The organism is Paracoccus xiamenensis (genome assembly GCF_011308835.1).
GTDB classification, from domain to species: Bacteria; Pseudomonadota; Alphaproteobacteria; order Rhodobacterales; family Rhodobacteraceae; genus Paracoccus; species Paracoccus xiamenensis.
In genome coordinates, this window is sequence record NZ_JAAOHY010000006.1 from 94,580 (window position 1) to 118,121 (window position 23,542).

The 23,542-nt window shown below is 65.0% G+C and carries 24 protein-coding genes and 1 tRNA gene; 21 read left to right on the forward strand and 4 right to left on the reverse strand.

The window, feature by feature from the left end; translation table 11 throughout:
• Nucleotides 1-87: 87 nt before the first annotated feature.
• The 10 genes from G7044_RS13260 (at nt 88) to G7044_RS13305 (ending at nt 8,973) form a co-directional block, all read left to right on the forward strand.
• A complete protein-coding gene (locus G7044_RS13260) occupies nt 88-1,371 on the forward strand; it encodes a bifunctional phosphopantothenoylcysteine decarboxylase/phosphopantothenate synthase (protein WP_166329635.1) in 1,284 nt (427 codons plus the stop codon).
• Nucleotides 1,368-2,408: a cysteine desulfurase family protein gene (locus G7044_RS13265; protein ID WP_328803857.1), complete on the forward strand. Its 1,041-nt coding sequence runs from the start codon at nt 1,368-1,370 to the stop codon at nt 2,406-2,408. The genes G7044_RS13260 and G7044_RS13265 overlap by 4 nt, the downstream gene beginning before the upstream one ends.
• 30 nt (nt 2,409-2,438) lie before the next feature.
• Nucleotides 2,439-3,959 carry a Fe-S cluster assembly protein SufB gene (sufB, locus tag G7044_RS13270; RefSeq protein ID WP_166329637.1) on the forward strand — a complete coding sequence of 507 codons (1,521 nt, stop codon included), beginning with the start codon at nt 2,439-2,441 and terminating at the stop codon, nt 3,957-3,959.
• A gap of 172 nt (nt 3,960-4,131) precedes the next feature.
• Nucleotides 4,132-4,443, forward strand: coding sequence for a heavy metal-binding domain-containing protein (locus tag G7044_RS13275; protein ID WP_166329639.1), 312 nt, complete (start codon nt 4,132-4,134; stop codon nt 4,441-4,443).
• An 8-nt stretch (nt 4,444-4,451) separates the two neighbouring features.
• Nucleotides 4,452-5,210: a Fe-S cluster assembly ATPase SufC gene (sufC, locus tag G7044_RS13280; protein WP_166329641.1), complete on the forward strand. Its 759-nt coding sequence runs from the start codon at nt 4,452-4,454 to the stop codon at nt 5,208-5,210.
• Nucleotides 5,210-6,523, forward strand: a complete 1,314-nt coding sequence (locus tag G7044_RS13285; protein WP_166329643.1) for a SufB/SufD family protein — start codon at nt 5,210-5,212, stop codon at nt 6,521-6,523. The genes sufC and G7044_RS13285 overlap by 1 nt, the downstream gene beginning before the upstream one ends.
• Complete coding sequence (locus G7044_RS13290) at nt 6,502-7,005, forward strand: hypothetical protein (protein ID WP_166329645.1); 504 nt, start codon at nt 6,502-6,504, stop codon at nt 7,003-7,005. Before G7044_RS13285 ends, G7044_RS13290 begins: the two co-directional genes overlap by 22 nt.
• Entirely contained in the window at nt 7,002-7,601 is a 600-nt protein-coding gene (locus G7044_RS13295; RefSeq protein WP_166329647.1) for a YIP1 family protein, read from the forward strand. Before G7044_RS13290 ends, G7044_RS13295 begins: the two co-directional genes overlap by 4 nt.
• Complete coding sequence (locus G7044_RS13300; protein WP_166329649.1) at nt 7,598-8,809, forward strand: cysteine desulfurase; 1,212 nt, start codon at nt 7,598-7,600, stop codon at nt 8,807-8,809. Before G7044_RS13295 ends, G7044_RS13300 begins: the two co-directional genes overlap by 4 nt.
• An 87-nt stretch (nt 8,810-8,896) precedes the next feature.
• Nucleotides 8,897-8,973: transfer RNA gene (locus G7044_RS13305), tRNA-Arg, on the forward strand.
• Nucleotides 8,974-9,083: 110 nt separating this feature from the next.
• On the opposite strand, the gene panC is transcribed toward G7044_RS13305, so the two are convergent.
• Entirely contained in the window at nt 9,084-9,935 is an 852-nt protein-coding gene (gene panC, locus G7044_RS13310) for a pantoate--beta-alanine ligase (RefSeq protein ID WP_166329651.1), read from the reverse strand.
• The gene (panB, locus tag G7044_RS13315; RefSeq protein ID WP_166329653.1) at nt 9,932-10,759 is read right to left on the reverse strand and encodes a 3-methyl-2-oxobutanoate hydroxymethyltransferase; all 828 of its coding nucleotides are present in this window, start codon (nt 10,757-10,759) and stop codon (nt 9,932-9,934) included. Before panB ends, panC begins: the two co-directional genes overlap by 4 nt.
• Nucleotides 10,760-10,984: 225 nt before the next feature.
• On the opposite strand from panB, the gene G7044_RS13320 reads away from it, so the two are divergent.
• From G7044_RS13320 to G7044_RS13355, 8 genes are read left to right on the forward strand one after another with little or no spacing between them, the layout of a single operon-like run.
• Entirely contained in the window at nt 10,985-11,353 is a 369-nt protein-coding gene (locus G7044_RS13320; protein ID WP_166329655.1) for a hypothetical protein, read from the forward strand.
• Nucleotides 11,350-13,572: a NosR/NirI family protein gene (locus tag G7044_RS13325; RefSeq protein ID WP_166329657.1), complete on the forward strand. Its 2,223-nt coding sequence runs from the start codon at nt 11,350-11,352 to the stop codon at nt 13,570-13,572. The genes G7044_RS13320 and G7044_RS13325 overlap by 4 nt, the downstream gene beginning before the upstream one ends.
• A 1-nt stretch (nt 13,573) precedes the next feature.
• Nucleotides 13,574-15,526 carry a TAT-dependent nitrous-oxide reductase gene (gene nosZ, locus G7044_RS13330; RefSeq protein ID WP_166329659.1) on the forward strand — a complete coding sequence of 651 codons (1,953 nt, stop codon included), beginning with the start codon at nt 13,574-13,576 and terminating at the stop codon, nt 15,524-15,526.
• Nucleotides 15,526-16,848: a nitrous oxide reductase family maturation protein NosD gene (locus G7044_RS13335; protein WP_166329661.1), complete on the forward strand. Its 1,323-nt coding sequence runs from the start codon at nt 15,526-15,528 to the stop codon at nt 16,846-16,848. Before nosZ ends, G7044_RS13335 begins: the two co-directional genes overlap by 1 nt.
• Nucleotides 16,814-17,746 carry an ABC transporter ATP-binding protein gene (locus tag G7044_RS13340; RefSeq protein WP_166329663.1) on the forward strand — a complete coding sequence of 311 codons (933 nt, stop codon included), beginning with the start codon at nt 16,814-16,816 and terminating at the stop codon, nt 17,744-17,746. The genes G7044_RS13335 and G7044_RS13340 overlap by 35 nt, the downstream gene beginning before the upstream one ends.
• A complete protein-coding gene (locus G7044_RS13345) occupies nt 17,743-18,564 on the forward strand; it encodes an ABC transporter permease (RefSeq protein ID WP_166329665.1) in 822 nt (273 codons plus the stop codon). Before G7044_RS13340 ends, G7044_RS13345 begins: the two co-directional genes overlap by 4 nt.
• Nucleotides 18,561-19,124: a nitrous oxide reductase accessory protein NosL gene (locus tag G7044_RS13350; protein ID WP_166329667.1), complete on the forward strand. Its 564-nt coding sequence runs from the start codon at nt 18,561-18,563 to the stop codon at nt 19,122-19,124. Before G7044_RS13345 ends, G7044_RS13350 begins: the two co-directional genes overlap by 4 nt.
• Nucleotides 19,121-20,038, forward strand: coding sequence for an FAD:protein FMN transferase (locus tag G7044_RS13355; RefSeq protein WP_166329669.1), 918 nt, complete (start codon nt 19,121-19,123; stop codon nt 20,036-20,038). The genes G7044_RS13350 and G7044_RS13355 overlap by 4 nt, the downstream gene beginning before the upstream one ends.
• Here the strand turns inward: G7044_RS13355 and G7044_RS13360 are convergent.
• Together G7044_RS13360 and G7044_RS13365 are read right to left on the reverse strand one after the other, a co-directional pair.
• Complete coding sequence (locus G7044_RS13360) at nt 20,035-21,207, reverse strand: MFS transporter (RefSeq protein WP_166329671.1); 1,173 nt, start codon at nt 21,205-21,207, stop codon at nt 20,035-20,037. The two genes, G7044_RS13355 and G7044_RS13360, sit on opposite strands and share 4 nt — an antisense overlap.
• A gap of 33 nt (nt 21,208-21,240) precedes the next feature.
• Nucleotides 21,241-22,140, reverse strand: a complete 900-nt coding sequence (locus tag G7044_RS13365) for a LysR family transcriptional regulator (protein WP_166329673.1) — start codon at nt 22,138-22,140, stop codon at nt 21,241-21,243.
• A 100-nt stretch (nt 22,141-22,240) separates the two neighbouring features.
• Here G7044_RS13365 and G7044_RS13370 point away from each other — a divergent pair, with 100 nt between their 5' ends.
• Genes G7044_RS13370 through G7044_RS18030 form a run of 3 tightly spaced genes read left to right on the forward strand, consistent with a single transcriptional unit; the run spans nt 22,241 to nt 23,497 of the window.
• Complete coding sequence (locus G7044_RS13370; RefSeq protein ID WP_166329675.1) at nt 22,241-22,663, forward strand: DoxX family protein; 423 nt, start codon at nt 22,241-22,243, stop codon at nt 22,661-22,663.
• A gap of 36 nt (nt 22,664-22,699) precedes the next feature.
• Nucleotides 22,700-23,143 (forward strand): VOC family protein, encoded by a 444-nt coding sequence (locus tag G7044_RS18025; protein WP_235931305.1) that lies wholly within the window; start codon nt 22,700-22,702, stop codon nt 23,141-23,143.
• 48 nt (nt 23,144-23,191) lie between these two features.
• Entirely contained in the window at nt 23,192-23,497 is a 306-nt protein-coding gene (locus G7044_RS18030; protein WP_328803860.1) for a VOC family protein, read from the forward strand.
• Nucleotides 23,498-23,542 lie beyond the last annotated feature (45 nt).

The window sequence follows — 23,542 nt, forward strand, 5'->3', positions numbered from 1 at the left end:
GAATGGTTAACATCTGCATGGACGGGTTTCCTTGCCGTTCGGGGTTTGGTCGCATATCTGCGGGATACAGCAGTCATGGAGGCGCCGATGCAGGGCAGCCGTATTCTTCTGGTGATTGGCGGCGGCATCGCGGCCTATAAGTCCCTGACCCTGATCCGCGATCTGCGGCGCGAGGGGTGTCGCGTCGTGCCGGTCCTGACCCGCGCGGCCGAGGAATTCGTGACCCCGCTTTCGGTGGCGGCGCTGGCGGCCGAGGACGTTCATCGCGACCTGTTCGATCTGACGCGCGAGGCAGAGATGGGCCATATCCAGCTGTCGCGCGACGCTGATCTGGTGGTGGTGGCGCCCGCCACGGCGAACCTGATGGCGAAAATGGCGAATGGGATTGCGGACGATCTGGCCTCGACCCTGCTGATGGCGACGGACAAGCGGGTGCTGATCGCGCCGGCGATGAATGTGCGCATGTGGCTGCATCCCGCGACGCAGCGGAACCTGGAAGTTCTAAAGGGCGACGGCATTCTGGTCGTGGGGCCCGATGACGGCGATATGGCCTGCGGTGAGTTTGGCCCCGGTCGCGCGGCGGAGCCGCCGGCGATTGTCGCGGCCATTCGCGAGGCATTGGCGGCCGAAGGCGGCGCGCGGCCGCTGACCTTGCCAGAGACGTCACCCAACCCCGCGCGGCCCGCGCCGCTGCGCCTTGGGCCGAATGTCGCGGTGGGACCGCTGAGCGGTCGGCATGTCGTGGTGACCTCGGGGCCGACGCAGGAAGCGATTGATCCGGTGCGCTATATCTCGAACCGTTCATCGGGCGCGCAGGGGACGGCGATTGCGGCCGCGCTGCGCGATCTGGGTGCGAAAGTCAGCTTTGTCACCGGCCCGGCCAGCGTTGCGCCGCCCGAGGGCGTGACGGTGATCCCGGTTGAAACCGCCGACGAAATGCGCGCCGCGGTCGAGGCCGCGCTGCCGGCTGATGCGGCGGTGATGGCGGCGGCTGTGGCGGATTGGAAAGTCGCCAATGCCGCCGGCAGCAAGATCAAGAAAGATACCAGCGGCCAGTTCCCGACGCTGGAATTTGCGGAAAACCCGGACATCCTGGCATGGATCAGCAAACTGGCCGCCCGACGCCCGCGTCTGGTCGTGGGCTTTGCGGCGGAAACCAATGACGTCGTTGCGAATGCCACCGCCAAGCGCAAGCGCAAGGGCAGCGACTGGATCGTGGCCAATGACGTCTCGACCGGGAGCGGCACGTTTGGCGGCAAGGACAACACGGTCACGCTGATCTCGGATGCGGGGGCGGAAAGCTGGCCCCGCATGGGCAAGGACGAGGTAGCGAAGAAGCTGGCCGGGCGAATCGCGGAGGCCTTGCGGTGAGAACCTATCTGGACTGGAACGCGACCACGCCGCTGCGCGAAGAAAGCAAGGCAGCGATGCGCGCCGCGATGGAGATGGAGGGCAACCCCTCGTCCGTCCACAGCGAAGGGCGGGCTGCCAAGATGGCGATGGAACGCGCGCGCGAACAGGTCGCCGTGGCGCTTGGCGCGGAAGGGGCGGATGTGATCTTCACCTCGGGCGCGACCGAGGCGGCGGCGATGGTTCTGGCCGGGCAGGGCGTTTCCTGCGCGGCGGTCGAACACAGCGCCATCAAGGCATGGTGTGACGCGGATCTGGCCGTGGACGGCAATGGGATCGTGACCGTGCCGGACCCCAGCCGCGCCAGCCTGCAACTGGCAAATAACGAAACCGGGGTGATTCAGTCGCTGCCCGAGGGGCTGGCCTCCAGCGATTTGACGCAGGCGTTCGGAAAAATTCCCTTTGCGTTCAATTGGCTGGGTGTTACCGCCGGTTTCGTCAGCGCGCATAAGCTGGGCGGCCCGAAAGGTATCGGCGCGCTGATCGTGAAGAAAGGGACAGAGGTTCCCGCCCTGATCCGCGGCGGCGGACAGGAACAGGGTCGCCGTGGCGGCACCGAAAATATGATCGGGATCATGGGATTCGCGGCGGCAGCCGTTGCCGCGCAGCGCGATCTGGAAGCCGGTCTGTGGGATGAGGTCGCCGCCCGCCGCGACGCGTTAGAGGCGCGTTTGCTGGCATCGGCCCCCGGTGCCGTCATTGCAGGAAAAGATGCACGGCGCTTGCCGAATACGACCTGCATTCTTACATCGGGCTGGAAGGGTGAAACGCAGGTCATGCAGATGGATCTGGCAGGATTTGCGGTGTCAGCGGGATCGGCCTGTTCTTCGGGCAAGATCCGGGCCAGCGGCACGCTTCAGGCGATGGGTTTTGATGACAGTACCGCGCAATCGGCGATCCGCGTATCCATAAGCCCGGCTTTGGGTGACGATCAGATCAACCGATTTGCGGATGCGTGGGAAACCGCGTATTCACGCTGGCGCGGCAGGAATGGCTAGGCTACTGCCCAGCCGAAGGAAGGACAAAGGATGAACGTGACCACCGATCTTGAGGTGCGTGAGGGTGTTGACCGTGAGACGGTCGAGACCGTCGCCAATATGGGCAGCTACAAATATGGCTGGGACACGGAAATCGAGATGGAATACGCCCCCAAGGGCCTTTCCGAAGATATCGTCCGTCTGATCAGCCAGAAGAACGAAGAGCCCGAATGGATGACCGAATGGCGTCTGGCGGCCTATCGCCGCTGGGTCACCATGCAGGAACCCAAATGGGCGATGCTGAACTATCCTGAAATCGATTTTCAGGAACAATATTACTATGCCCGTCCGAAAAGCATGGAAGTAAAGCCGAAATCGCTGGACGAGGTCGACCCGAAGCTGCTGGCGACCTATGAAAAGCTGGGCATTCCGCTGAAGGAACAGATGATTCTGGCCGGCGTCGAAGGTGCTGGCGAAACCCCGTCCGAAGGCCGCAAGGTCGCCGTCGACGCGGTTTTCGATTCGGTCAGCGTCGGCACCACCTTCAAGGACGAGCTGAAGAAAGCGGGCGTGATCTTCTGTTCGATTTCCGAAGCGATCCGGGAATATCCCGATCTGGTGAAGAAATATCTGGGCAGCGTCGTGCCGCCGACCGACAACTTCTATGCGACGCTGAACAGCGCCGTGTTTTCGGATGGCAGCTTCGTATATATCCCGCCGGGCGTGACCTGCCCGATGGAACTGTCGACCTATTTCCGCATCAATGCGGAAAATACCGGGCAGTTCGAACGGACGCTTATCATCGCAGATAAAGGGTCTTACGTCAGCTATCTGGAAGGTTGCACCGCGCCCAAGCGCGACACTGCGCAGCTGCACGCTGCCGTCGTCGAGATCGTGATTCTGGAAGATGCCGAGGTGAAATACTCGACCGTCCAGAACTGGTTCCCCGGCGATGAAGAAGGCAAGGGCGGCATCTACAACTTCGTCACCAAGCGCGCCGATTGCCGCGAGGCCCGCGCCAAGGTGATGTGGACGCAGGTGGAAACCGGCTCGGCGATCACCTGGAAATACCCGTCCTGCATCCTGCGGGGCGAGGAATCTTCGGGCGAGTTCTATTCCATCGCCATCGCCAACAACATGCAGCAGGCCGATACCGGCACCAAGATGATCCATCTGGGCAAGAATACGCGTTCGCGCATCGTGTCCAAGGGAATCTCGGCCGGGAAGGCGCAGAACACCTATCGCGGGCTGGTGTCGATGCACCCGCGCGCGACCAACAGCCGCAACTATACGCAATGCGACTCGCTTCTGATCGGCGATAAATGCGGTGCCCACACCGTGCCCTATATCGAGGTGAAGAATAACAGCAGCCGGGTCGAGCATGAGGCGACGACCTCCAAGGTCGATGACGAACAGCTGTTCTACTGCCGTCAGCGCGGCATGGACGAGGAACAGGCGGTCGCGGTCATCGTGAACGGCTTCGTGCGCGACGTGCTGCAGGCCCTGCCCATGGAGTTCGCCATGGAGGCGCAGTCACTGGTGGCGATCTCGCTGGAAGGCTCCGTCGGATGAGGCGGGATAATCTCCGAAAGCTGATCGTCCCCGCCATGGCTGCGGTAGGCGTCTATGCAAGCGCCGGTCTCTGGGCCCAAGGAAGCTATACTGCTTTCAAGGGAGGGCTGGCTGCCTTGGTATTCACGTTGCTGGCGGAATTTATTGCGGGGCTTCTTGCCAGAGGTCGTCAATGATCGTCACCACGACCCCCAGCGTCGAGGGGCGCCGGATCGCCGCCTATCACGGCGTCGTCACCGGCGAGACGATTATCGGAGCGAATATTTTTCGTGACCTGTTCGCAGGTATTCGCGACATCGTCGGCGGGCGTTCGGCCAGCTACGAAGGCGCTTTGGCTGAAGCCCGTTCGACCGCGATGAACGAAATGCAAGACCGCGCTGCCGCGCTTGGTGGCAATGCGGTCGTGGGCGTCGATCTCGATTACGAGGTCATCAACAACATGCTGATGGTGTCGGCCTCTGGCACCGCCGTCACGATCGACTGAGGAACAAAATGCTGAAAATTGAAAACCTGCACGCCAAGCTTGAAGACGAGGGCAAGCAGATCCTCAAGGGTGTTACGCTGGAAGTTCCGGCGGGCGAGGTTCATGCCATCATGGGGCCGAACGGCTCAGGCAAATCTACGCTGTCCTATGTGCTTTCGGGCCGCGACGGCTATGAGGTGACCGAGGGCGAGGCGACCCTGAACGGCGAGGACCTGCTGGAGCAGGAGCCCGAGGAACGCGCCGCCGCCGGCCTGTTCCTGGCCTTCCAGTACCCGGTCGAGATCCCCGGCGTCGGCAACCTGACCTTCCTGCGCACCGCCGTGAACGCACAGCGCAAGGCGCGGGGTGAGGAAGAACTGTCCGCCGCCGATTTCCTGAAGGTCGTTCGCGAAAAGGCGAAATCGCTGGATATCGACGCCGATATGCTGAAGCGTCCGGTCAATGTCGGCTTTTCAGGTGGCGAAAAGAAGCGCAACGAGATCCTGCAGATGGCCATGCTGGAGCCGAAGATGTGCATCATGGACGAGACCGATTCCGGTCTGGACGTCGATGCGATGCGGCTGGTGGCCAAGGGCGTGAACGCTCTGCGCGCGCCTGATCGCAGCTTCCTTGTCATCACCCACTATCAGCGCCTGCTGGACCATATCCAGCCCGACGTGGTCCATATCATGGCCGATGGCCGGATCGTCCGCACCGGTGGGCCTGAATTGGCGCTGGAAGTCGAAAAGAACGGCTATGCCGACATCCTCGCGGCGGAGGCAGGCTGATGGCGGATACCGCAGTTCTGACCCACGAGGCGGGGGCGGCCGATCCGGGCCTTGCCGCCCGGCTGGGGGCGCTGGATCTGCCGGCGGGCGGCTTTACCGCACCGGCGCGCAAGGCGGCGCTGGCACGCTTTGAAAAGATGGGCCTGCCGCGCGGTCGCGACGAATATTGGCGCTATACCGACCCGTCGGCCTTCAACGCCGCTGTGCCTGCGCCCATGGACATCGCCGATAGCGGGCCGGACGGGCCGCTGTTCGAGGATCTGGACCGGCTGCGGCTGGTCTTCGTGGACGGGGTGTTTGACGCCGCTGCCTCGGACGATCTGGCGCTGGAAGGCGTCGAGATCGACACGCTGGCCGCCGCCGAAGGGCAGGCCGGGCACTGGGCGGCCGATGTCTATGGCACGCTGGAGGCCGAAGGCCAGACCCGCGTGGCGCGTCCCTTCGGCGCGCTGAACACGGCTGTGGCGCGCGATGGCGCGCTGATCCGGGTGACCGGCAAGCCCTCGCGTCCGATCCACCTGATCCACCGCCGCGCCGATGACAGCGCCGATGTCTATTTCCACCACGTCATTGTGGTCGAACCGGGGGCCGAGGTCACGGTTCTGGAAACCGGCATGACCGGCGCCCGCTCGAACTATGTGATCGAGGTTGACGTGCGCGAAGGCGGCAGCTTCCACCATATCACCGCCAAGCGCGCGGGCTATCAGAAGCTGGGTTGGGGCGGGATCTTTGCCCGCGTCGCCGCCAAGGCGCTGTTCAAGTCCTTCAACCTGTCGCTGAACGGTACGCTGATGCGCCACGAGGCGGTGATCGACATCGTTGGCGATGACGCTGTGGCCCATATCGCGGGCGCGGTGCTGGGCGATGGCAAGAACGGCGATTTCGCCCATGACGACACCGTTTTCATCACCCATGGGGCCGAACGCGGGGAATCGCGTCAGGTCTTCAAAAAGGTGCTGAAAAACGGCGCCAAGGGCATTTTCCAGGGCAAGATTCTGGTCCAGCCCGGCGCGCAGAAAACCGACGGCTATCAGATCAGCCAGGCGCTGCTGCTGGACGAAGACAGCCAGTTTCTGGGCAAGCCGGAACTGGAAATCTATGCCGATGACGTCCAATGCAGCCACGGCTCGACCACCGGCGCGATTGACGAAACGGTGCTGTTCTACCTGCGCTCGCGCGGGGTGCCCAAGGGGCGCGCCATTGTGCTGATGGTGCTGTCGTTCCTCGCGGACGCATTGGCCGAGGTCGAGGATGAAAGCCTGCGCGAACAGATCAGCGAACGTCTGGACGCATGGCTGACAAGGCACGCATAAGCGCGGGGATCGCGCCCCGCGTTCTGGCCAGTTGGCGCCGGCCCGGACAGGTCGTGCGCGAGCTGTCGCCAATGTCCGAAGGCGCCATGCTGGCGGTGCTGATGGGGGCGATGCTGGTCTTCCTGATCGCGCAGGCCCCCGGTCACGCCCGCGCCGCGGCGCTGGATCCGGCCGTGCCGATGGCCGGCCGGATGGCCGGCGCGCTGACAGCGGTGCTGCTGATGATGCCGCTGGTGGCCTATGCGGTCGCTTCGCTGGTGGCATTTGCGTCGCGGCTGACACCCTGGCGGCTTGAGGGCGAGGATTCGCGGCTGGCGCTGTTCTGGGCGCTGCTGGCAATCTCGCCCGCAATGCTGCTGTCGGGATTGGTCGAGGGGCTGATCGGCCCCGGTGCACCGCTGTCCCTGACCCGCCTGGTTGCGGGCTTGGGCTTTTTGTTCATCTGGGGCGCGGGCCTGCGCGCCCTTTCGAGGCCGGCATGAGACTGAATGATCTGCTGATCCTGACGCAAAACTCGGTCCGCAATCCGGCGCTGGCGGTGCGTCAGCTGCAATCGCTCGACCTGCCGATGCAGGCGCGCTGGATGGCGCTGCTGGTCGTGGTGGCGCTGTCGGCGATCCTCGGCACCTTGGCGGTGCGGCTGTTCCCGGCATTGGCCGATGGCGGTTTGAGCATCCCGGTCCTGTCGCCGATGGCACGGGTGGCGCTGCAAACGGCCGGCATGGTGCTGACCGCCTGGCTGATCGCCACCGTGGGCCGCAGCTTTGGCGGGGTGGGCGATTTCCCGGACGCGCTGCTGATCGTCATCTGGCTTGAATTCCTGCTGATGTCCGCGCAGGCGGCGCAGATCGTCCTGATGCTGGTCTTCCCCTTCCTTGGCAGCATTCTGGGCATCGTGGCCCTTGTCCTTGTCGTCTGGCTGAGCGTTCAGATGATCAAGGCGCTGCATGGTTTTTCCAGCGCGGCACTGGTCTTTCTGGGCCTTCTGGGCGCGACGCTGGTGACGCTGATCTTCCTGACGGTAATGGCCGGTGCCCTCGGCCTGATGCCGGAACTGCCCGCAGAGGTATCCCCATGAGCTTCGATGTCGAATCCGTTCGCGCCGATTTCCCGATCCTGTCGCGGCAGGTGAACAATCGCCCGCTGGTCTATCTGGACAATGGCGCCAGTGCCCAGAAGCCCAAGGTGGTGATCGACGCCATCACCCGCGCCTATGAGGGCGAATACGCCAATGTCCATCGAGGCCTGCACTATCTGTCCAACCTGGCGACGGAAAAATACGAAGCCGTGCGCGGCATCATCGCCCGCTTTCTGAACGCCCCGCATGAGGACGAGGTGATCTTTACCTCGGGCGCGACCGAGGCGATCAATCTGGTCAGCTATGGCTGGGCGGGCCCCCGTTTTCAGCCCGGCGACGAGATCGTGCTGTCGGTTCTGGAACACCACGCCAACATCGTGCCCTGGCACTTCCTGCGCGAACGGCAGGGCGTGGTGCTGAAATGGGTCGAGCCCGAACCCGACGGCTCGCTTCCGCCTGAAAAGGTACTGGGCGCCGTGGGGCCGAAGACCAAGCTGATCGCGGTCACGCATATGTCGAACGTGACCGGCACGGTCGTCGATGTGGGCGCGATCGCACGCGGAACCGATGTTCCGGTGCTGGTTGATGGCAGTCAGGCGGCGGTGCATTTGCCGGTGGATGTGGGCGCGCTTGGCGTCGATTTCTATACCATTACCGGCCACAAGCTTTACGGCCCCTCGGGTTCGGGCGCGATTTGGATCCGCCGCGAAAGGCAGGCCGAGATGCGCCCCTTCATGGGCGGCGGCGACATGATCCGCACGGTGACGCGTGACGGCGTCGACTATGCCGATGCGCCGCTGAAATTCGAGGCCGGCACGCCGGGCATCGTCAACCAGATCGGTCTGGGCGTGGCGCTGGAATACATGATGGGTCTGGGCATGGAAAACATCGCCACCCATGAAAAGGTTCTGCGCGACTATGCGCGCGAGCGCCTGCGCGAGTTGAACTGGCTGCATATCCAGGGGGATGCGCCCGACAAGGGGGCGATCTTCTCGATGACCATGGACGGCGCGCATGCCCATGACGTGGCCACAATTCTGGACAAGCGCGGCATCGCCGTGCGCGCCGGCAGCCATTGCGCCATGCCGCTGATGGATTTCTTTGGCACCACCGCCACGGCGCGGGCCAGCTTTGGCATGTACAATACCAAGGCCGAGGTGGACGCCCTTGTCGACGGCCTGCAATTCAGCCGAGAGCTGTTTGCCTGAGCCTATGCACCCCTGAATCGACCCGGCCCGCAATTTTGGCATCAGCCCATTGCGGGCCGTTGCGTTTGCGGGTAATCAGGCCCCCACGCACCCGTAGCTCAGCTGGATAGAGCGTTGCCCTCCGAAGGCAAAGGCCACACGTTCGAATCGTGTCGGGTGCGCCACTTCACAACAGAAATAAGTGTGCCGAAAGCCGCGCGCGTCTCCCATTTTTAGCGCAGCCTCCCAGATGGCCCGACGCGGCAGGTCAGGAACGCGCCGCGCCTGACTGTCGTCAGTTGGCGGGCGGAACCTCGACATTGTCGATCAGGCGTACCCCGTCCAGCCATGCGGCGACCAGCAGCCGCCGTGGATGGCAGGGACGAGGGGGCCGCAGGGATTCGCTGTCGCGCAGTTCGATATACTCGACCGGTCCGATGCCGTTCTGCGCCAGTGTCTCGCGGGTTTGCGTCAGGACATCGTCGACATTCGCGCCCGATCCAATGGCTGCGGCCGCCGCCAGCAGCGCCTCGGGCAGGGCGCGCGCCTGTTGTCGCGCCGTGACCGATAGCCGCTGATTGCGCGATGACATGGCCAGCCCGTCATCGGCGCGGACCGTCGGGCAGCCGACAATCTCGACCGGCAGTTTCAGGTCGGCCACCAGACGCCGGACCAGTTGCAGTTGCTGCCAGTCCTTTTCGCCGAAATAGGCCCGATCCGCCTGCGTCATGTTGAACAGCATGGTCACGACCGTCGCCACGCCGTCGAAATGGCCGGGGCGATGCGCGCCTTCCAGCGTGTCGGTGATGCCCGAGACCGAAACCGTGGTTGCATGACCGGGCGGATAGACCTGCGCCCCATCCGGCACGAACAGCGCGTCGATCCCCAAGGGGCCCAGCAGCTCGGCATCGGCCAGCTCGGTGCGGGGATATTTGTCGTAATCCTCGGCCGAGTTGAACTGTCTGGGGTTCACGAACAGCGTCACGATGACGCGGTCGCATTCGGCCTTTGCCGCGCGAACAAGGCTAAGATGGCCGTCATGCAGCGCGCCCATGGTCGGGACAACGCCGACCCGCTGACCCGCGCGCCGCCATGCTTGCGTGGCCCGGCGCAACTCATCCAGGCTGGTGACAATGGGCGCGCTCATGCCTTGCCTTCTGTGGCAAAGCTGTGTTCCGGGCCGGGAAATTGCTTGGCGCGGACATCGGCGGCATATGCCGCGATCGCCTGGGCGGCATTTGCGCCCATCTCGGCGTAGCGCTTGACGAATTTGGGGCGGAAATCGGCGAATAGCCCCAGCATGTCATCCAGCACGAGGATCTGCCCGTCGCAGCCCACGCCCGCGCCGATGCCAATGGTTGGCACGCCGATTTCGGCAGTGATCCGGGCGCCGAGATCTTCGGGCAGTTTTTCCAGCACGACCGCGAAAGCCCCGGCCTCGGCCAGTGCGGCGGCGTCCTGCGTGACCCGTGCAGCATCCTCGCCCCGGCCCTGCACCTTGTAACCGCCAAGGGCGTTGACCGATTGCGGGGTCAGCCCGACATGGCCCATGACCGGAATGCCCCGATCGACCAGGAAGCGCACGGTTCCCGCCATATGCTGCCCGCCTTCCAGCTTGACCGCCTGACAGCCGGTCTCGGCCACGATCCGGGCGGCATTGCGAAAGGCCTGCTGCGGCGATTCCTCGTAAGAGCCGAATGGCATGTCGACCACCAGGCAGGCCCGGCTGGTCGCGCGCGCCACGGCCTGACCGTGCAGGATCATCATCTCCATCGTGACACCCACGGTCGACGGCAGGCCGTGCAGCACCATCCCCAGACTGTCGCCGACCAGCACCACGTCGCAATGCTCATCAACCAGTCGGGCCATGGGCGTTGTATAGGCGGTCAGGCAAACCACGGGGCTTTTGCCCTTCAGCTGGCGAATATCGACGGGCATCAGCTGGCGCTGGCGGTCGGGGGTTGCGCTCATCTCGGTTCTTGCCTTTCGGTTGAAGCGGATCGGGGCTAGGGGGGCTTAACCCCAACACGCGCCATATGCCAACAGGTTTGCGCAATCAGCGCGGCCAAAGCCATGCCCGCGTACGGACAACGACCCCGGCCCCCTGCGACACTGCTGCTGCCATGGCCAACGTGCCGCGCGGGTGCGTCTGATATCGGTCAAGGTGCCGATCTGGGTGGCGCCTAAGAAGTCAGCATGAGATTTGCGAATCGCCTTCTCGTTTTCGTGCTGATCGCCGCGATATCCATCCTTACCGGTGGGCAGGCGGGGCGTGCGGGCGTGCATGATGCCCGCGCGATCGAGATCTGCGCCGAGAATGCGATCACCATCATCTATGTGGACGCGCAGGGCCGGCAGGTTCCGTCCGCGCCGATCTGCGATTGCGCGGCCTGCAAGCATTGCGCCGTCCCGGCGCTGGCGCTGCTGCCCATGGTCGCGACGGTGGCGAGCCTGTCACGTCACGCACACCCGCATCTGGCCACTCCCAAAGTCTTCAGCCCACTGCGCACGCCTTGGTCGCATCAATTGGCCCGTGGCCCTCCACCCCCGAAAGGGATGAAATGAGCCTCCACCGCATCCTCCTGTCTGTCTGGACCTTGCTGATCGGGGCCTGCCTGTTTGCGACGCAGGGGCTGGCCCAGCCCGCCGCATCTGCCGACGACGTTCTGTCGACCTATCTGGCCGAGGTCGCACCAGCCGATCTGGTGCCCGGTGCCGACGCCTATGGGCCGATCCGCGACGACGCGCCCGTGGCCCCGGTGCTGCAAGGCGACACGTTGCTGGGCTATGCCTTCATCACCTCGGATTTCGTTGGCACCACCGGCTATTCCGGCAAGCCCATTCACACCATGGTCGCCGTCAGCCCCGAGGCGAAGGTGCTGGGCGTGCAACTGGTCAAGCATTCCGAGCCCATCGTCCTGATCGGCATCCCCGAGGCCAAGATGAAGGCCGTTGCCGAGGGTTATGTCGGTCTCGATCTGGTCGCAGAGGCCGAGGCAGGCGGGTCAGCGCATGAGCTGAATATCATTTCAGGCGCGACGGTCACGGTCATGGTGATCGACGATTCCATCGTGCGCGCCGGGCTGAAGGTGGCGCGCATTCTGGGCCTTGGTGGGCTGGCGGGCGAAGAAGCTGGCGCCCCGCCCCGCCAGATCAACCCCGAGGCCATGGCCACGGGCGACTGGAACACGCTTCTGGGTGATGGCACCATCCGCGCCCTGCGCCTGACCACGGGCGAGGTGAATGAGGCCTTCGCGGCACTTGGCGATCCGCGCTCCGATGCCCGCGCGCTGACCGACCCGCCGGACACCACCTTCATCGACATGCAGGCGACGCTGGTCAGCGTGCCGGGGATCGGCAAGCCGGTGCTGGGCGATGCGGCATTCGCCAATCTGGACGGCTGGCTGGAAGAGGGCGATCAGGCGGTGCTGATCGCGGGGCAGGGGATCTACAGCTTCAAGGGCTCGGGCTATGTGCGCGGCGGCATCTTTGACCGTATCCAGCTGATCCAGGACGATATTTCGGTGCGGTTCCGCGACCGCCAGCATCGCCGTTCGGCCATTGCGCTGACGGGGGCGCCGAACTTCACGGAAGTCGACCTGTTCAAGATCCCTGCGGACAGCGGCTTCGATCCGGCCAAGCCTTTCCGCGTCCAGCTGCTGGTCCATCGCGATGTGGCCGCGATCGAGAAGCTGTTTACCACCTTTGATCTCAGCTATGCGCTGCCGGAAAGCTACCTGCTTGCCCCGCCGCCCGCGCCGGTGGCGGAAACCCCCGTCGAGGTCGCGCCCGATCTGGACGAAAGCGCCGCGCAGGCCGCGCTGTGGAAACGTATCTGGGACGCCAAGACGCCGCAGGTCATCACCCTGCTGGTGCTGCTGACAGTGCTGACGGCGGCCTTCTTCTTTCAGGAGTTCCTGACCCGGTCGGAACGCGCGGTCTATTGGTTCCGCATGTCCTTCCTGACCGTGGTGCTGGTGGTGCTGGGCTGGATGTGGAACGCGCAGCTGTCGGTCGTGAACATCATGGCGCTGGCGAACAGCCTTGCCACCGGCTTCAGCTGGCAGGCCTTCCTGCTGGATCCCCTGACTTTCATCCTGTGGTTCGCGGTCGCCGCTGCGCTGATCTTCTGGGGTCGGGGTGCCTATTGCGGCTGGCTGTGTCCCTTCGGCGCGTTGCAGGAACTGACCAACCAGATCGGCCGCAGGCTGGGCATCCCGCAGTTTACCCTGCCATGGGGCCTGCATGAACGCCTGTGGCCGATCAAATACATGATCTTCCTCGGGCTGTTCGGGGTCTCGCTGGCCTCGCTGGAACAGGCCGAGCATCTGGCCGAGGTCGAGCCCTTCAAGACAGCCATCGTGCTGAAATTCGTCCGCGCCTGGCCCTTCGTCGTCTATGCCGCAGGCCTGCTGATGGCGGGACTGTTCGTCGAGCGTTTCTATTGCCGCTATTTGTGCCCACTTGGCGCGGGCCTCGCCATTCCGGCGCGGATCCGCATGTTCGACTGGCTCAAGCGCTACAAGGAATGCGGCAATCCCTGCCAGACCTGCGCGAATGAGTGCTTCGTGCAGGCGATCCACCCGACGGGAGAGATCAACCCGAACGAGTGCCTGAACTGCATGCATTGCCAGGTCCTGTATCACAGCCATTCCAAATGCCCGGTGGTCATCAAACGCGACAAGCGCCGGGCCAGCATTTCCGCCAACTCCGCCCCCGATCTGAAGCCTCGGGACGGGCTGGCCAACCACCCCAATCTGAAAGTCAAAGGCGAAGGAGTCTGACATGACTGACGAAACGAAACACGGCATCAGCCGGCGCGGCCTTCTGGGCGCGACAGCGGGCGGGGTCGCCATCGGCGGCATGGGCCTTGGCGGCGCGACGGCGCTGCTGGCAGGTGGTGGCGTGGCCACGCCCGCCGCCGCGCAAGGCGCATCAGAAGGTGCAAGCTGGGAACTGAAGCCGGGCGATCTGGATGAATATTACGGCTTCTGGTCCTCGGGCCAGACCGGCGAGATGCGCATCCTCGGCGTGCCGTCGATGCGCGAACTGATGCGGGTGCCGGTCTTCAACCGCTGCTCGGCCACGGGCTGGGGCCAGACCAACGAGTCGCTGAAGATCATGACCGAGACCATGCTGCCCGACACCAAGGCCTATCTGGAGGCGAACGGCAAGAAGGTCCATGATAATGGCGACCTGCACCACGTCCATATGTCCTATACCGACGGGACTTATGACGGCCAGTATCTGTTCATGCAGGACAAGGCGAATACGCGTGTCGCCCGGGTGCGCTGCGACGTGATGAAATGCGACAAGATCCTGGAAATCCCCAATGCCAAGGCCATGCACGGGATGCGCCCGCAAAAGGTGCCCTCGTCCAGATACCTGTTCTGCAATGGCGAGGACGAGACGCCGCTGGTCAATGACGGCTCGACCATGGACGACCCGTCGACCTATGTGAACCTGTTCACGGCGGTTGATACCGAGACGATGACGGTTGCATGGCAAATCATCGTGTCGGGCAATCTGGACAATACCGATGCCGATTACGAAGGCAAATATGCCTTCTCGACCAGCTACAACTCGGAAATGGGGATGACCCAGGCCGACATGACCTCGGCCGAGCTGGATCACGTTGTCGTCTTCAACCTTGCCAATATCGAGGCGGGGATCGCGGCCGGCGACTTTCAGGAACTGAACGGGGTCAAGATCCTCGACGGGCGCAAGGAAAACGCGGCCAAGAGATACACCACCTATATTCCGGTGCCGAACAACCCGCACGGCTGCAACATGGCGCCCGACAAGAAGCACCTGTGCATTGCGGGGAAGCTGTCGCCCACGGTCACCATCATCGACGTGACCAAGCTTGACGCCGTCTTCAACGACGGTGCCGCGCCGGAATCGGTCATCGTGGCGCAGCCGGAAGTGGGCCTCGGGCCGCTCCACACCGCCTTTGACGGGGCGGGCAACGCGTTTACCTCTCTGTTCCTCGACAGCCAGGTGGTGAAGTGGAACATCGAACGCGCCATTGCCGCCCATAACGGCGAGGCGGTCGATCCGATCATCTCGAAGGTCGATGTGCAGTATCAGCCGGGCCACCTGAAAACGACCATGGGCGAGACCTTGGAAGCGGATGGCAAATGGCTGGTCTGCCTGTCCAAATTCTCGAAGGACCGGTTCCTGAACGTGGGTCCGCTGAAGCCGGAAAACGATCAGCTGATCGACATTTCCAAGGACGAGATGGTCGTGGTCCATGACGGCCCGAACTTTGCCGAACCCCATGACGCCATCGGTGTCCATGCCTCGAAAATGGCCAATATCAAATCGGTCTGGGATCGTCAGGATCCGATGTGGGCCGATACCCGCGCCCAGGCCGAGGCCGACGGCATCGATCTGGACGACTGGCAGGATACGGTCATCCGCGACAAGGACGACCCGACCAAGGTGCGCGTCTACATGTCTTCGCAGGCGCCGACCTTCGCGCTTGACAGCTTTGAGGTGGACGAAGGCGATGAGGTCACCGTCATCATCACCAACCTCGATGACATCGACGACCTGACCCACGGTTTCACCATGGGCAACCACGGCGTGGCGATGGAAATCGGGCCGCAGGCGACCTCGTCGGTGACCTTCGTTGCGGCGCGACCGGGTGTCTACTGGTATTACTGCCAGTGGTTCTGCCATGCGCTGCACATGGAAATGCGCGGCCGTATGTTCGTGCGTCCGAAAGCGGCCTGATGATCCGCGCGCTTGCCCTTTGCCTGTGTCTGGCCTCGCCGCTGTTTGCGGCGGAACGGGCCGTGCCCGCAGGCGAGGGGCTGGCGCAAGCCATCGCCGTGGCCGCGCCCGGCGATGTGCTGATCCTTGCCCCCGGCCTGCATGGCGGGCCGGTGGTGATCGACAAGCCCCTGACGCTGGATGGCGGCGGTAAGGCCCGTATCGACGCGGGCGGGCAGGGCTCTGTCATCAAGGTCACCGGAGCGGACGTGGTGATCCGCGGCCTGACCCTCACCGGATCGGGCAATTCCCATCAGGACATCGATTCCGGCGTGCTGATGACCCGCGAGGCCAGCGGCGTGCTGGTCGAGGACAACCGCATCGAAGGCAATCTTTACGGCGTCGACATTCATGGCGCGAAGGACAGCATCGTGCGTGGCAATACCATCATCGGGCGACAGGACCGGCGGATGAACGACCGGGGCAATGGCGTCTATGTCTGGAACGCGCCGGGTGCCGTGGTCGAGGGCAACGATATCCGCTTTGGCCGCGACGGTATTTTCACCAACACATCGCGCAAGAACATCTTTCGAAACAACACCTTCCGCGATCTGCGCTTTGCCGTGCACTATATGTATACCCATGACAGCGAGGTTTCGGGCAATGTCTCGATCGGTAATCATCTGGGTTACGCGATCATGTATTCGGACCGGGTGAAGGTGCTGAACAATATCTCGCTGAAGGATCGCAGCCACGGGGTCATGCTGAACTATGCCAACAGTTCCGACGTGGCCGGCAATCTGGTCGCTGGCGGGACCGAGAAATGTACCTTCATCTATAACGCCCACAAGAACCTGATCGCCGGCAACCGTTTCGAGGGCTGCGATATCGGCATCCATTTCACCGCCGGATCGGAACGCAATGCGATCACGGGCAATGCCTTCATCGGCAATCGCGAGCAGGTGAAATATGTCGGTTCCCGCGATGTGGAATGGAGCCTGGAGGGCCGCGGCAATTCCTGGTCCGATCACCCGGCTTTCGATCTGAACGGCGACGGTATCGCCGACAGCCCGTTCCGCCCCAACGACCTGATGGATCGCATCCTGTGGTCGCAGCCGGCGGCCGGCGCGCTGATCGGTTCGCCCGCGGTGCAGTTGATCCGCTGGGCGCAGTCCAGCTTTCCCGCGACCATGCCGGGCGGTGTTGTCGACAGCTTTCCGCTGATCGCCGCCCCGCAGATCGCAATCCCCGAAGACGTGGCCGCCATGGCGGCCGAAGCGCGGCCCGCATGGCTGCAAGAAGGTTACGATGACGCCGCGATTGACCCTCTCACAACTCACTAAGCGCTATGGCGATGTCCACGCGCTGACCGATGTTTCGCTGGCGGTCGCACCGGGCGAGCGGGTGGCGCTGTTGGGACACAACGGCGCCGGGAAATCCACGCTGATGAAGATCGTGCTTGGGCTGATCGGCTTTGATGGCGGCACCGTCTCGGTCGAAGGTGCGGCCCCCGGCAGTACCGCCGCGCGCCGCATGACCGCCTATCTGCCCGAAAACGCCGCCTTCCACCCGGCGCTGACCGGGCGCGAGCTGGTCTGCCAGTATCTGCGCCTGCGCGGCCAGCCGGGGGCGCAGGCGGGCGCGTTGCTGGACCGCGTGGGCCTTGCCCATGCCGCCGACCGCCGCATCGGCACCTATTCCAAGGGGATGCGGCAGCGGGTCGGGCTGGCGCAGGCGCTGATCGGCCAGCCGGCGCTGATGGTGCTGGACGAACCGACCTCGGGCCTCGATCCGGTGTCTCGGCGCGAGTTCTATGCGCTGATCGACGATCTGGCCCATGCCGGGGCCTCGGTGCTGTTGTCCTCGCACGCCCTGACCGAGGTCGAGGCGCGGACCGACCGCCTCGTCATCCTGTCGCGCGGCCGCATCGTCGCGGCGGGGACGCTGGGCGACCTGCGCGCGCGCGCGGGCCTGCCGCTGAGCGCCACGGTGACGCCCGCGCCGGGGGCGATTGCTGCCGTGCGCGCGGCGCTGCCGCCCGATGCGGATTGGCGTGACGGGCAGGCGCGTCTGGCGCTGCCGGTGACCACCAAGATGGGTTTTCTGTCGCGTGTTGCCGCCCTTGGCGGCCAGGTCGCCGATGTCGAGATCGCCCCGCCCAGCCTTGAGGACATCTATACCCATTTCAGCCATGCGACCCCACCGGACGCCGCTGAACCCAGACAGGCGGAGGCCGCATGAGCCGCATCCTGACCATTGCCGGAACCGAGTTCCGCATCGCCCGCCGCAACCGCTGGGTCACCGTCTCGGCGCTGATGATGATGATCTTCGCACTGGTGCTGACCGCCGCCGGATCGGCACCCTCCGGCGCATTGGCCGCCGACCGGCTGTCGGTCGTGGTGGCCAGCCTGACCAGTCTGGCCGTCTATGTCGTGCCGCTGATCGCGTTGCTTTTGTCCTTTGACGCCATCGCGGGCGAGGTCGAACGCGGCACCTTACCGCTGCTGCTGACCTATCCCGTGTCGCGCGCCGAGGCGCTGGCGGGCAAGCTGCTGGCGCATCTGGGCGTGCTGGCGCTGGCGCTGCTGGCGGGTTACGGCCTTGCCGCCGTGGTGGCGATCCTTGGCGACCGGGCCGCACTGGCGGGGCTGCCGGCGTTGTGGCGGCTGGGGTGGAGCTCGATCCTGCTGGGCATCACCTTCCTGGGCGCGGGCTATGCGCTGTCTTCGCTGGCAGGGCGACCGTCCGGGGCGGCGGGGCTGGCAATCGCGCTGTGGGTGGTGCTGGTGGTGCTGTATGATCTGGGGCTGCTGGCGGTGGTTGTGGCCGACGATGGCGGGGCGCTGACCACGCAGGCGCTGCCGGTGGCGCTGCTGGCGAACCCTGCCGATGCCTTCCGCCTGTTCAACCTGTCGGCCAGTCAGGCGACGGCGGCGGCCTCGGGGTTGGGGGCGGCAGCCAAGACCGTTTCCGGCGTGGCGGCGCTCGGGTCGATCCTGATCTGGCCGGTGCTGGCCTTTGGCTTGGCGCTTGCGTCGTTTCGGAGGTTGCAGCCATGAAGCGCCTTCTTGTTGCTGCCCTGCTGCTGGCCGCCTGCCGGACCGAACCCGAGGCCCCGCCACCCATCGCCATGACGCCGGAATCAGTGGGCCATTACTGCCAGATGAACGTGCTGGAACATGCCGGCCCCAAGGCACAGGTGCATCTGAAGGATGTGCTCGATCCGCTGTTTTTCAGCCAGGTCCGCGACGCCATCGCCTATCAGCGCATGCCCGAACAGGCGGCCGAGATCGCCGCCATCTATGTCAGCGACATGGCGCATGCGCGCAGTTGGGAACAGCCCGGCGCGGAAAACTGGGTGGCGCTGGATCGGGCGGTTTTCGTCACCGGCTCGTCGCGGGCGGGCGGTATGGGGGCCACGGAAACGGTGCCGTTTTCCGACAGGGCTGCCGCGCAGGCCTTTGCCGCCGAATATGGCGGGCAGGTGGTGGATCTGGCCGATATTCCCGATTCCGACATTCTTCTGGCCACTGACAAGCCTGCGACCGTTCCCGCCGGCCCGGACGACTATACTGCCCGTTTGCGCGCCCTTTCCCAACCTGCGGAGCCTCAGCCATGAACCGCCGCCGCTTCCTGACAATCACCGCTGCCTCGACCCTTGCGCTGGCATCTCCCCTCGGCGCGCAGCCGCAGCGGCTGCGGCAATGGCATGGCGTGGCATTGGGTTCGGCAGCGACCATCGCGCTGGATCACCCGCAGGCCGACCGGCTGATCGGGCTGGCCCTGGCCGAGATCGACCGGCTGGAGGGCATCTTCAGCCTCTACCGGACCGACAGCGCCCTGGCGCGGTTGAACGTCGAGGGGATGCTGCATAATCCGCCCTTTGAATTGCTGGACTGTCTCAGCCTGTGTGGCCGGGTGCACGCGGCCAGCGATGGGCGGTTCGACCCGACTGTGCAGCCCCTGTGGCAGGCGCATGCCGAAAGCTGGTCGCGAGGTGCTGCGCCCGATCCTGTGCGGCTGGCGCAGGCCCGCGCGCTGACCGGCTGGGATGGGGTTTCGATCCAGCCTGATGCAATCCGGCTGACCCGACCGGGCATGGCGCTGACGCTGAACGGGGTCGCGCAAGGGGTGATCGCCGACCGCGTGGCCGATCTGCTGCGCGCCGAGGGGTTGGCCGATGTGCTGGTTGATACTGGCGAGATCGCCGCCCGTGGACACGCGCCCGAGGGGCGCGATTGGCCCGTGACGTTAAGCGGGGGGCAGCGGTTGACGCTGTCGGATAGGGCGCTGGCAAGTTCGTCACCGCGCGGCACGGTTTTTGACGCGGCGGGGATGCAGGGCCATATCCTCGACCCCGAAACGGGTCTGCCGGTGCGGGGCGCCTTCGGGGGCGTCAGCATAAGCGCAAGCAGCGCGGGGCTGGCTGACGCGTTGTCCACGGCGGCCTGCTTGGCCCGCGATGACGCGCAGGTGGCGGCGCTTGTGGCGCGCTTCCCCGGCGCGAAGATCGAGGCGCTGCTGCCGTCCTAGACCCCGGCCTCGCGCCGACCGGCCATCCAGACGTGGCACAGGATCCCCAGCAGATAACAGCCGGTAATCGCGGCGATCAGCCCGCCGATGCCGCTATGGTGCAGCAGCACCAGCAGCAGCGGCGTGCCCAGCAGGTTGCCCAGATTTCCCATCTGCGCCATCAGCCCGTTGGCCAAGGCGCGATCCTCGGCGCTGTGGTTCAGGACCGGAACGGCGGCATAGCTTGCGCCCTGAATGATCCCAAGCGCCGCGTAAAGGCCGATCGCCGGCAGGATCGGCCCCGCCAGCGCCATCAGCGCCGCGCTGATCGCGGCCATGCCGAACCCCAACTGGATCAGCCGCACAGGCGGCACGAAGCGCAGCAGCAGCGGCACGCCCGCCAGCCCAGAGGCGATGCTGATCAGGGGCAGGGTGGCGATCATCGCCTCGCGCCGTTCTGGCGGAATAAGCGCCGGCAGGATGGCCAGCAGCGACACGAAGGTGAGTGTATAGAACAGCCAGCCGAACCCCGGCGCGGCGATCCGGGCCGAGCCATAGGCGCGCGCCATCGTCGCGACGAATTGCCGTGGCGTCGGCAGGTGCAGCACTGCCTGCCGAGATGCGCGGGGCAGGATCACAACCAGTGCCGCCGCGCAGACCAGCATATAGATGCCGTGGGCACGAAACAGTCCCGCCAGCCCCGCGCGCGCCACCAGATCCATCCCCAGCCATGCCGTCAGCGCATAGGCCACGCCAAAGAAGGTCGCCCACAGCGTCATTGCGAAGCTGCGGAAACGGTCCGGAGCGAGCTGGGCGATCAATGTGGGCGCCGCGACGACGATCAGCAGATGTGACAGCCCCTCGAACCCGCGGCTTACCAGCAGCACGGGCAAGCTGTCCGTTTGCGCCTGCATCAGCGATACCAGCCCGCCGAAGATCAGCGCAAAGATCAGCGCCCGGCGCAGTCCGATCCCGGTGACCAGCACGCCGGCGACCATGCCGAAGGCCGCCCCGACCAGACTGACCAGCGACAAAAGCAGCCCGACCGAGGCCCCGGCCTGCGGAAACATCGCCTGAATCTCGGCAAAGGGTACGCCGATCTTGGCGAATTGCCCGGCCGCCCCAAGCCCGGCGAACCACAGGATCAGGATACAGACGAGGACGCGAGAGGGGGAGGGCTGTTCGCTCATGCCGCTACCCATAGCGCGGCATGTGCGGGCGCGCTAGGCCCGGCCGAGTTGGTCCAGATGGCGGCGCAGCACCGCACCGAAAGCGGCGATCTTGCGTTGCCGGAAGGCGGTGGGCTGGCTGAGGATATGGATGGGCAGCGCAGGCGTGGCAAAATCGTCCAGCACGCTGCGCAATGCGCCGCTGTCCAGATAGGGGGCCAGGAAGATGTCGGGCGCGCAGACCAGCCCGCCGCCTTTCAGGGCCTGACCGATGGTGATGGCGGCGCTGTTGACCGCGATCTGGCCCTGCATGGCGATGGTGATCCGCTGATCGGCATCGCGGAAGTTCCAGCGGCCCGGCAGCTGTCCGTTCAGGTCGATGATCGCGACATGATCGGCCAGATCGCGCGGATGGGCGGGCGTTCCATGCGCCGCCAGATAGTCGGGGCTGCCGGCGACGCGCAGGGTAGTCGCACCGATCCGCTGCATCAGCAGGCTGGAATCGCGCGGGATGCCGATGCGCACCGCCATGTCGAACCCGCCCGCCGCGAGGTCGGTCAGCTCGTCCGACAGATGCAGCTCGACCCGCATCCGGGGGTGTTCGGTGGCGAAGCTGCGGGCGGCTTCGGCGACGCAAAGCTCTCCCATCGTGGTGCCGCAGGTGATGCGCAGCCGCCCGCTGAGGCCGCCGGCAGGGTCCGCGAATACGTCTTCGGCGTCTTCCATCGCCGAAAGCACCTTGCGGGCATGGGGCAGCCAGGCCTCGCCCGCCTCGGTCAGCGACACGGCGCGGGTGGTGCGGTAAAGCAGGTTCTGGCCCAGCCGTGCCTCGAGCGCGGCTACCTGCTTGCCGGCTTGCTTGTTGGACACCCCCAACCGCTGCCCTGCGGCGGTGAAAGAGCCGGTCTCGACCACCGCCAGAAAGGCGCGGATGCCGTCGGCCAGGTCCATCATTCTCTCCAATCCGGGGATAGTTATTCCGCAATTGTACCCATTCTGGCGATGCCGGCAAAGCGCTAACTGTTGGTCAGGAAATTCGAACAGGAGAAACAGGATGACCAATGTTCTGAAAGGCTTCGGCTTTGGTGGCGACGATGCGGGCCAGACGGCCGCGCTGTTGCTGCGGGTGTCGCTGGGGGTGTTGTTCCTGGCCCATGCGGGCCTGAAGATCTTCGTCTTCACACCGGCAGGCGCTGCGGGCTATTTCGGCTCGCTCGGGCTGCCCGGTGGGCTGGCCTATCTGACCATCGCAGCCGAGGTGCTGGGCGGGATCGCGCTGATCGTCGGCTTCCAGACCAGTCTGGTGTCGCTGGCGCTGGTGCCGGTGCTGCTGGGCGCGGCGGTGCTGGCCCATGGGCCGAACGGGTTCTGGTTCAGCAATGAAGGCGGCGGCTGGGAATATCCGGCGTTCTGGGCGCTGGCATTGTTGGTGCAATCGCTTCTTGGCGGTGGCAAATTCGCCGTGACCAAAGACTGATCCACCGCCCCATCCGTTCTTGAAAAGGAGACTGCCATGGCCACCAGTGATGCCCCCGTTTCCGTCAGCCGCGTCGCCTTGACCGTGCGTGATCTGGACCGGGTGGGCGACTTCTATCAGCGGGTGATCGGGCTTGACCGGATCGCCGGCGATGCCGAAACCCTGCTGCTGGGGCAGGGCGATCTGCCTCTGGTCGAGCTGCGCCGCGACCCTGCCGCACGGTCCTATCCGACGGGCGCGGGGCTGTTCCACACCGCCTTTCTGCTGCCCGACCGTGCCGATCTTGGCCGCTGGCTGCGCCATGCGGCGGGGTTGGGGGTACGGCTTGACGGGGCCTCGGATCACGCGGTCAGCGAGGCGCTGTATCTGCGCGACCCCGAGGATAACGGGATCGAGATCTATGCCGACCGCCCACGCGATCAATGGCAGACCGACGGCACCCGCGTCCGCATGGTGACCGAAGCGCTGGATCTGGCCTAACTGGTCCGCGTTTCCGGCGAATGGCGCGGCGCGCCACAGGACAGCGTCATCGGCCATGTCCACCTGCAGGTCGGTGACGTTCCCAAGGCAGAGGCATTCTATGCCGGCACGCTGGGCTTTGATGTGACCACCACGATGCCCTCGGCAAGCTTTTATGCCACCGGCGGCTATCACCACCACCTGGCCACGAATATCTGGCATAGCCGTGGGGCAGGGCCTCGCGCGGCAGACAGCGCCGGCCTGACCGAGCTGGTGCTGTCCGCCGATCCCGACCGGGCGCAGGCGCTGGGGGCGTCGGGCTTTACCGATCCCTGGGGCAACCGCATCACCATTGCCCCGCGCGCCGCGACCTGAAAAGCCGCGACCTGAAATTGGCGAAAAGGCGGGTCAGAGGTCCCG